The sequence below is a fragment of the Myxococcus sp. CA056 genome (assembly GCF_013336715.1).
Lineage (GTDB): Bacteria > Myxococcota > Myxococcia > Myxococcales > Myxococcaceae > Myxococcus > Myxococcus llanfairpwllgwyngyllgogerychwyrndrobwllllantysiliogogogochensis.
This window is the reverse complement of record NZ_JABUMT010000015.1, coordinates 233,983-241,475: the sequence shown is the minus strand read 5'-3', so window position 1 is coordinate 241,475 and position 7,493 is coordinate 233,983. Positions and strand designations below refer to the sequence as shown.

The 7,493-nt window shown below is 65.7% G+C and carries 6 protein-coding genes; 3 read left to right on the top strand and 3 right to left on the bottom strand.

Features of this window, described 5'->3' with window-relative positions:
• Positions 1–583: 583 nt before the first annotated feature.
• The 3 genes from HUA76_RS37800 to HUA76_RS37790 all read left to right on the top strand — a co-directional run bounded on the left by HUA76_RS37800 (position 584) and on the right by HUA76_RS37790 (position 3,787).
• Positions 584–1,960, top strand: a complete 1,377-nt coding sequence (locus HUA76_RS37800; RefSeq protein WP_174463625.1) for an AHH domain-containing protein — start codon at positions 584–586, stop codon at positions 1,958–1,960.
• Between the two features lie 15 nt (positions 1,961–1,975).
• A complete protein-coding gene (locus HUA76_RS37795) occupies positions 1,976–2,572 on the top strand; it encodes an imm11 family protein (protein ID WP_174455622.1) in 597 nt (198 codons plus the stop codon).
• Positions 2,573–2,950: 378 nt separating this feature from the next.
• Positions 2,951–3,787 carry a HEAT repeat domain-containing protein gene (locus HUA76_RS37790; protein WP_174463624.1) on the top strand — a complete coding sequence of 279 codons (837 nt, stop codon included), beginning with the start codon at positions 2,951–2,953 and terminating at the stop codon, positions 3,785–3,787.
• A gap of 84 nt (positions 3,788–3,871) precedes the next feature.
• Here the strand turns inward: HUA76_RS37790 and HUA76_RS37785 are convergent, their stop codons facing one another.
• The 3 genes from HUA76_RS37785 to HUA76_RS37775 all read right to left on the bottom strand — a co-directional run bounded on the left by HUA76_RS37785 (position 3,872) and on the right by HUA76_RS37775 (position 7,455).
• Positions 3,872–4,963, bottom strand: a complete 1,092-nt coding sequence (locus HUA76_RS37785; RefSeq protein ID WP_174463623.1) for a glutathione S-transferase family protein — start codon at positions 4,961–4,963, stop codon at positions 3,872–3,874.
• A 93-nt stretch (positions 4,964–5,056) separates the two neighbouring features.
• On the bottom strand, positions 5,057–6,334 hold the full coding sequence (locus tag HUA76_RS37780) for an MDR family MFS transporter (protein ID WP_371823576.1): 1,278 nt from the start codon (positions 6,332–6,334) through the stop codon (positions 5,057–5,059).
• On the bottom strand, positions 6,331–7,455 hold the full coding sequence (locus HUA76_RS37775) for a beta-propeller fold lactonase family protein (protein ID WP_217440754.1): 1,125 nt from the start codon (positions 7,453–7,455) through the stop codon (positions 6,331–6,333). The genes HUA76_RS37780 and HUA76_RS37775 overlap by 4 nt, the downstream gene beginning before the upstream one ends.
• Positions 7,456–7,493 lie beyond the last annotated feature (38 nt).

The following is a 7,493-nucleotide window of genomic DNA, read 5'->3' as shown; positions in this document are numbered from 1 at the left end:
AAATCAACTTCGTCGGCTCCGTGTCCGTGACGAGCGCAGGGACGACGTCCACTTCGGCTTCCTCGTCCTCGGCTGCTGCGTCATGCTCTTCCGAAGCCTCTATCCTCACATTTGATAGAGGCTCTAAACCTGGATTATCGCCATCCAACCCGGCTGGACCTCGGATTGGAATAACTCACAATAGATTCAACACTGCCCACAAAATGTACGCCCGTTGCCTCCTTGGGCTCCAGGCCTGCGCCTGAGTGCATCACTGACGTTCAAGATGGGCACATCCCTGAAGACCCTGACCGTCCGGCAAAGGCTCTCATCACTCTCAAGTCGGCTGATCGCTTCGTGTTGAAAGCAGAGGCGACGCCGGTGATGCAACCCGAGGGACGTTCGCGCTCAGCAATGGGGACCGAGCTGACTGCGCACGATCTCGCGCCCGGGCGTGGCGATCCAGTAGGCACGCCGTCGGCCCCACCCGCTCCATCACAGGCAGTGTCAGCCCGGAGCACCTGTCAGCTCTATCTGGTATTACCCGACCCTGCGCTGCCGATGCGCTCCCGAGCGATGGGAGCCAGCGCCAGGAGGGCTCCGCATGCTGCCACGATGGTCGATTCTCCTACTGTTCGTGATGCTGGCCGGGTGCAGTAGCGCGACAAGATCGGTGCGTCTGGACACGGGTCCGGGCAATCCCATCACCTTCACTCCACGCTCCGGTGACGCGGGACCGGTGGAACTGAACGAAGACGACTTCGAAGAGGCCGTGGCGAAGTTGGGCCGAGATGTGCCCGGGTCCACGCAGCCTCGATCGGACGCTCGGCGGCTGTTCTGGTTCCCTGCGAATGATGCGTACGCAGGCGCACGAGGGCGCATCGGTCTCGTGTCTGTTGGCTCGGAACTGGACTCGTACAGCGACCACCTCCCACCGATTGGGGCATGGAGGCCGGAGGCGGATTCAGAACTCACGCGCGCCTACGGCCGCTGGTGCAATCGGACGCAGCGCACCCGAGATTGTCTGCATCTACTGGAAGACGGCCCCTCTCTTGGCGAAGAAGGAAAGCGCACCCTGGCCCTCCAGTTCGCAATGGGCTCGGTCATGAACGAGACCCATGATGCGCTGGGAAAGATGGTGGATCCGGTCGCTGTGCGGAACACCATCATCACGGCCATGGCCGTGTACCTCGGCCTCTGGTTGCTGCCCGAGCCGGTGAGTAAAGGCGTGGCGGCCACCCTGACGGTCTGCCTCATCGCCTACTTGGGGGTGGACACCGTTTGGAACCTGGTCGCGGGGTGGCGGCAGCTTGCCGAGGACGTAGCGGTCGCCACGACCTTCGACGAGGTACGCATGGCTGGCGAAAAGTACGGCATGGTCATGGGCGAGAACGCGGCGCGAGTCTTCATCATGCTCGCGACCGCCGCCATTGGGAGCACCGCAGGGCTGGCGATCAAGGCGCCGGCGCTTCCGGGCTCGGCACAGGCGGTGCGGCTGGCCGATCTCCAGGGAGGCTTCCGGTTCACGGCGATCGCGGAAGTAGGCTCGGTGGCTATTCCCACCGAGGGAGCCGTCACCATCGCGCTCGCTCCTGGTGCGCTGGCCATGGCGGCACGAGGGACGAGCGCCGCTAGCACGGCCCCAGTGGACGCGGAAGGCCCTTGGCACCACGTCGCCTCCGACAAGTTCAGCACCTCCACCAACAACGGGGGGCCCTGGACGCCAAGGTACCAGGAGATCTTCGACCGGGCAGGCATGTCGCTCGACGATGCGGCGAACCAGGTCCGCGTCCCGCGCCACAAGGGGCCACACCCAAGGGAGTACCATGAGGAGGTCTACGAGCGGCTGGACGAAGCAACATCGAGTTGCAAGAGCATCGAGCGTTGTCGGGAGGCGCTGACGAAAATCCTCGGTGTGTTGGCACGTGAGATCTCGAAGCAGGGGACCAGGCTCAATCGGCTGGTGACCCGAACCGAATGACGGAAGAATGACCTCATGCCGAAGCGGTTCTTCAAGTTGACCGATGATGTGTACCTCTCCGGCCGGTGGGAGCTGGGGCAGCCTCTGGATCACGAGGGCCGGAAACTCGATGACCCGTGGCAGTTCAGGATCGGGCAACGGGCTCAGTCGGACGAGCGCATCAAGATCCCCATCAAGATCTCCGGCAAGCCGCTCGACTATTCCCACGCGGCCTTCAGCATCCCCGTCGTCCACGCCCGCGTGGCCTCCCTCTTCACAGAGGTGGCACCCGACGACGTGCAGCTCATCCCTGTGGAGATCGACTCCCAGCCGGCTCAGCACTTCATCCTCAACGCCACCCGATTGGTGAAGTGCATCGACGACGCTGCGTGCGAGGAGGTGCGTTACTGGACACTGGAGGACGGAATGCCCGAGAAGGTGGGGACGTACTCCTCGGTGTCCGGGATGCGCATCGACACGGCGAAGGCGGAAGGCGCAAAAGTGTTCCGCACCTGGGGCTGGACCGTGGCCTTGATCGTGTCCGAGGAGATCAAGGAGGCCCTGGAGCGCGCGGGCCTCACCGGCGCGAAGTTCACGGACGTAACCGGCCCCGGGCCAGCCAATGGCCCTTGACCCATGCCGTTCCCACCCTCGGGCCCAAGATGGTCGGACGCGGGTGGACCTCCATGGACGCTCCACGTGCCCCGATCCAGAGGGAAACCGGCCGACCCTCAATCCCTAAACGCTAACCATTGCGAGCAAGGGACTGGGCGCGGACCCTGCTCGCACTCCACGAAACAGCAATGAGATAGATGTCTGCGGTTAACCCAAGCACATCCAGTGCCCTGGTTGTGGGTCACCCGAACCACTGTCAGAGTCCGCGCGCATTGACGCGCGGTCAGCGCAACTCACCGCAGGCTCAATCCAAATTGAAGCGCCCACTCGACATGAACAATGCACTCGTGCATTTGAACTCAGGCGGCCGGCAGCCTCGACACGCACAGGGACATCATGAGTCATCCAGAACGTGACGATGAGAGAAGCACCGAAGCGCTCATCCAGGCATCACTCGAGGGTGAAGAGGATGACGAGCGTGCCTGGGCAGCCATCCGCGTGCTGCATTTTCGGGGAACGCGCGACGTGCTGGACGCCGCCCTGCGCCTTCTTGACGCTCCCTCCGCGAAGGCTCGGGGGCGCGGCGCGGATATCCTTGGCCAGCTTGGAGCGAGTAGCCCTGGATCTGTCCCCGTCTTCACGGAGGAGCGTGGCGAGGCGCTGTTGGGCCTGCTCCGGCGGGAGGAAGACCCGGCTGTCCTTCTGTCAGCAGGCGCTGCACTGGGACACCTCAGGGAGCCTCGTGCCCTTTCCGAACTCATCCGACTGGCGAGTCACCCCACTTCCGAGGCTCGGTATGGCGCGGTGCACGGCCTGGCTGCCATGGATGCACCGGAAGCTGTCGAGGCACTCATCAGGCTCTCGTCCGACGAGGACCACGACGTACGGAACTGGGCAACCTTCGACCTGGGAACGCTGAGGGAGGACGTAGACACACCGCAACTGCGTGATGCGCTCGCAGCGCGCCTCGGTGATGAGGACTCAGAAATTTTCGGAGAAGCCCTCGTAGGTCTCGCGGCTCGCAAGGACCCACGCGCTGTCGAGCCCGTACGCGCCGCGCTGTGTGGCAATCCGGTGACGGTGTACACGCTCGAGGCCGCTGCATCCCTTGGCGACCCGGAATTCTATCCGCTGCTCCTGGCCCTTCGCGATTCATCGGCCAAGGCGGATGGCTACTTCTTGAGCGTCCTCGATGACGTCATCTCCCAGTTCGAACAGGGAAAACAGCCATGAGACCGTGGTAGCTCTCTTCGGGATGCATTCTGGCAGCCATCCCCCCACCGGCATGTCAATGCATTGCGGCACGGAGCGCCATCGCTACCCCGGCCGCACGCTCAAACCGGCGCGAGCCAGGCGTGGTGGGTCCTCGAACTCCGAGAACGACTGCCCCCCTGCCGCGCGCAGCATCTCCTCCACGGCAGTCCGGTTACCCCCTGTGAGCGACCTGAAATAGTCGCGTGCTCGCTGCAACATCCAAAGGCTGTACGGACTGACGATGCGCTTGCCCTCCTGTCCTTCCAGGACGAACGCGCCCATGCCAATGGCGCGCGGCAGGGTCTCGCCAGGATGCGCCCCCATCCACTCGCTCACACGCCGGGCGGTATCGGCGAGCACGGGCATCTGCTCGATGAACATCCGACGTAGAACCGCGAGCAGCGTCACCGGCACCTCATCGGCTGCCCGAAACTCACCCGACAACGGCATGGGGTGCAGCATCCACTCGACCCATTGCGCGACTCGCGGCGCCACCCGGCGCATGTGCTCACCACTCTTCGGATCCCGATACTGGTGTGCATACAGAGGACCGAAGAGTCCAAAGTCACCCATCGACGGGCGGTCACCCAACAGGAAGTCATTGTGATCGAAGTGCCTGGACAACTCCGCGAGCAACCCTTCGTAGGACGCCTCGATGGCGGCATGCATGTGCGGCTCCGCCCCCAATCGCACGGCGGCCTTGGCAAAAGGCGCCGCGAGGCGGATGCCCGTTTCCAGTTGCTCCTCGGGTGTCGCGGCTGGAGCGCTCAGTGAGCCGAAGGCGCGTTGCGCCCACTCCCTGTTGTGATGCCAGCGATAATGCATGGCCGGTATCATCAGCCACTCGTCGCCGTAGGTCTCCAGCAGCAAAGCGGCAAGCCGTTGGCGCGGAGTGCTCGGGTAGACCGAGGGTCCACCGTGGCTCGTTTCGAGCGCGTCGATGATCTCCGTGCTGTCCTGCAAACAACTACCGTCGGGCGCAATCAGCACGGGGATGACGGAGAAACCCACCCGGGGGAGGATGACCTCCCTGAAGACCTCCGCACTCGACGCAATCTCGTCGAATGGGAGGTTCTTCCAGCGCAGATACGCACGCACCTTCCCGGTGAAATAGCTGATCTCCGCGCCGTAGAGCCTGTAGGGCCTGCCCTGCATCTGACCTCCGGCTCGATGAGCACCCATCGCGGCGCAGGTCCGTCACCCGCGCCCGCGGAGTCATATCAAGGGAACCCCCATCTCCACACACGCTCAGAGGCCGGAGCCTGGGGCCTCAATCACAGGACCGGGCTCGCCCCACGGACGAACCTGACGACGCAGGAGCGCGCCGAAGACCAGGTACCAGACAGCGGCGAGCAACCCCAATCCGAGGCACCCCATCCACAGCGCGAACGCACCATGCCGGCCGAGCACCTGTCCCCCGAGGGCGGGAGCGACACACGTGGCGAGGCCCCACACCATGTGGAAGGCGCCCTGGTAGCTGCCCCGCGCGTCCACGGGCGACAGGTCCGCCACCACCGCGGGCGCCACGGGGGATTGAATCATCTCCCCCAGCGTCCAGACTCCCACGGCCACGGCGGCCAACCCCGCGGAGGCGGAGAGGGAATGCAGCCCGAAACCCGCCCCCGTGAAGACCGCGCCCCACGCAAGCAGCGTCAGGCGACGAACCCGGACCGTCGCGCGCAGCAACAGCGGCTCCCCCACTGAGATGATCAACCCGTTGACCGCCATCACCGTGCCGAACATGGCCGGGTCCATGCCGCGCGACTCCAGGTCCACCGGAAGCGCGACGCCGCCCTGACAAAGGATGAACGTCGTCGCGAAGATGGGCACCACCAGGCCGATGAACCGGAGATTGCGGAACGGCGTCAGCATCGAGCCCGCATCCGCTGGCGTCTGGCGCACGCCCTCCGTCGAGGGCCGCGTCTCCGGCACCAACGCCCAGATGACCGTGCCGTAGATGAACGTCGTGCAGGCATCGAGGATGAAGAGGAGCTGGAAGCCCTGCCGTGACATGAACCCCGCCAGTGGCATCGACACGACGGTGGACACGTTGAGCACCCAGTAGAGCAGGCCATAGGCGCGCGGGCGATCCACCTCCTGCACCACGTCCGAGATGATGGCGAAGAAGGCGGGCCGGTACAGCTCTCCCACGACGCCCAGGAGGAAGGCGGCGCCAAAGATGTGCACGGGCTCCCGGCAGAAGCCGAGCAGCAACATCGCCCCCGCCCCCAGCCAGAGTCCCCCCGCCACGGTGAGCCTCCGACCCACGCGGTCCGCCAGCATTCCACCGAGCGGCCCGGCCACCACCGCGCCCGCGCCATACAACGACGCGACGAGCCCGGCCCGCTCCACGGTGAAGCCCCGCTCCCCCGTGAGGTAGAGGGCCAGGAACGGCAGGATGAACGTTCCCAACCGGTTCACCAGCGTCCCCAACCACAGCACCCAGAAGGTCCGGGGCAGGCCACCCACCAGGGGGCGCAGGACCGCGGCGACGTGGGCCCTCAGCCTCCCCGGCGGCGCGCTCACTGCGGTGTCCCGGTGAGCACGATGGCCGAGGGGCTCGACCCCGAGGGGAACGGTGAGCCGACGATGGGAGCCAGCGCTCCCGACGCGGCGTCGAGTGTGTAGACCGAGACGTTGGGGCCTTCCGTCTCGATGTTCGTCAGGTACATGCGCCCGCCCACCAGGTCGAACGCGATGAAGCGCGGCCCCACCAACGCCGCGAAGGGCGAGCCAGGCACCGGGACCAGCGCACCGCTGCCAGGAAGGACGGAGAAGCCAGACACGGTGCCGTCCCCCCAATCCGCCACGTAGACGAAGCGGCCGGAGGGGTGAATCTTGATCTGCGCGGGGTTCGCGCCCGTCGGAAACGGAGAGCCCGCGACGGGCGTCAGCGCACCAGTGATGGGATTCGCGGCGTAGCCCCAGACATCGCTGGACAGGCCGTGCGCGACGTAGACCGCTCCCGTGAACGGATGGACGGCCACGGAGAAGGGCATCGTCCCCGCGCCGAAGGGCGACCCCGGCACGGGCGTCAACGCCCCGGTAACCGGGTGGATGGCATACGCGGTGACGGTGTTCGAGACATCGTTGACCGCGTACAGGAACCGCCCCAGGGGATTCATCCCGAGCGACAGCGGATGAGGCCCCGTCGCGAGGGGGGACCCCGCGAGCTGCGTCAGCGACCCCGTCATCGCATCCACCGAGTACGCCGTCAGCGTGTCATCCCCCCAGTTCGCCACGTAGGCGAACCGGCCCTGCGGCGTGAACACCAGGTTGATGGGGCGCACTCCGGTGGAGAACGGCGAGCCGGGGATGGGCGACAGCGCTCCGGTCCTCGGGTCGATGGCGTAGACGGAGATGCTCGATGAGAAGTAGTTCAACGCGTACAGCAGCCGCCCGTTGGGGTGCAGCCGCATGAACGACGGGCGCTCGCCAGCCGCGAACGGGGCGAGCGGCAGCGCGCCAAGCGCCCCCGTCCTCGGGTCGATGACATGCCCGGTGATGTCATGCGTATAGAAGTGACTCACATAGGCGAAGCGCCCGCCAGTCGCTCCACCTTCCGCGCTCGCGGGACTGGCGAGAGCGACCAGGCACATCAACGCCGACAGCAGGACGCACCGGCCCCAGGACTCGGGCCGCGACATGAGACGATCCACCAGGAGCACAGCGTCTTCTCTTTCTC

Excerpts from the sequence above, each read along its gene's own strand:
- HUA76_RS37800 (WP_174463625.1), top strand. The coding sequence starts at position 584 with ATGCTGCCACGATGGTCGATTCTCCTACTGTTCGTGATGCTGGCCGGG.
- HUA76_RS37795 (WP_174455622.1), top strand. The coding sequence starts at position 1,976 with ATGCCGAAGCGGTTCTTCAAGTTGACCGATGATGTGTACCTCTCCGGC.
- HUA76_RS37790 (WP_174463624.1), top strand. The coding sequence starts at position 2,951 with ATGAGTCATCCAGAACGTGACGATGAGAGAAGCACCGAAGCGCTCATC.
- HUA76_RS37785 (WP_174463623.1), bottom strand. The coding sequence starts at position 4,963 with ATGCAGGGCAGGCCCTACAGGCTCTACGGCGCGGAGATCAGCTATTTC.
- HUA76_RS37775 (WP_217440754.1), bottom strand. The coding sequence starts at position 7,455 with ATGTCGCGGCCCGAGTCCTGGGGCCGGTGCGTCCTGCTGTCGGCGTTG.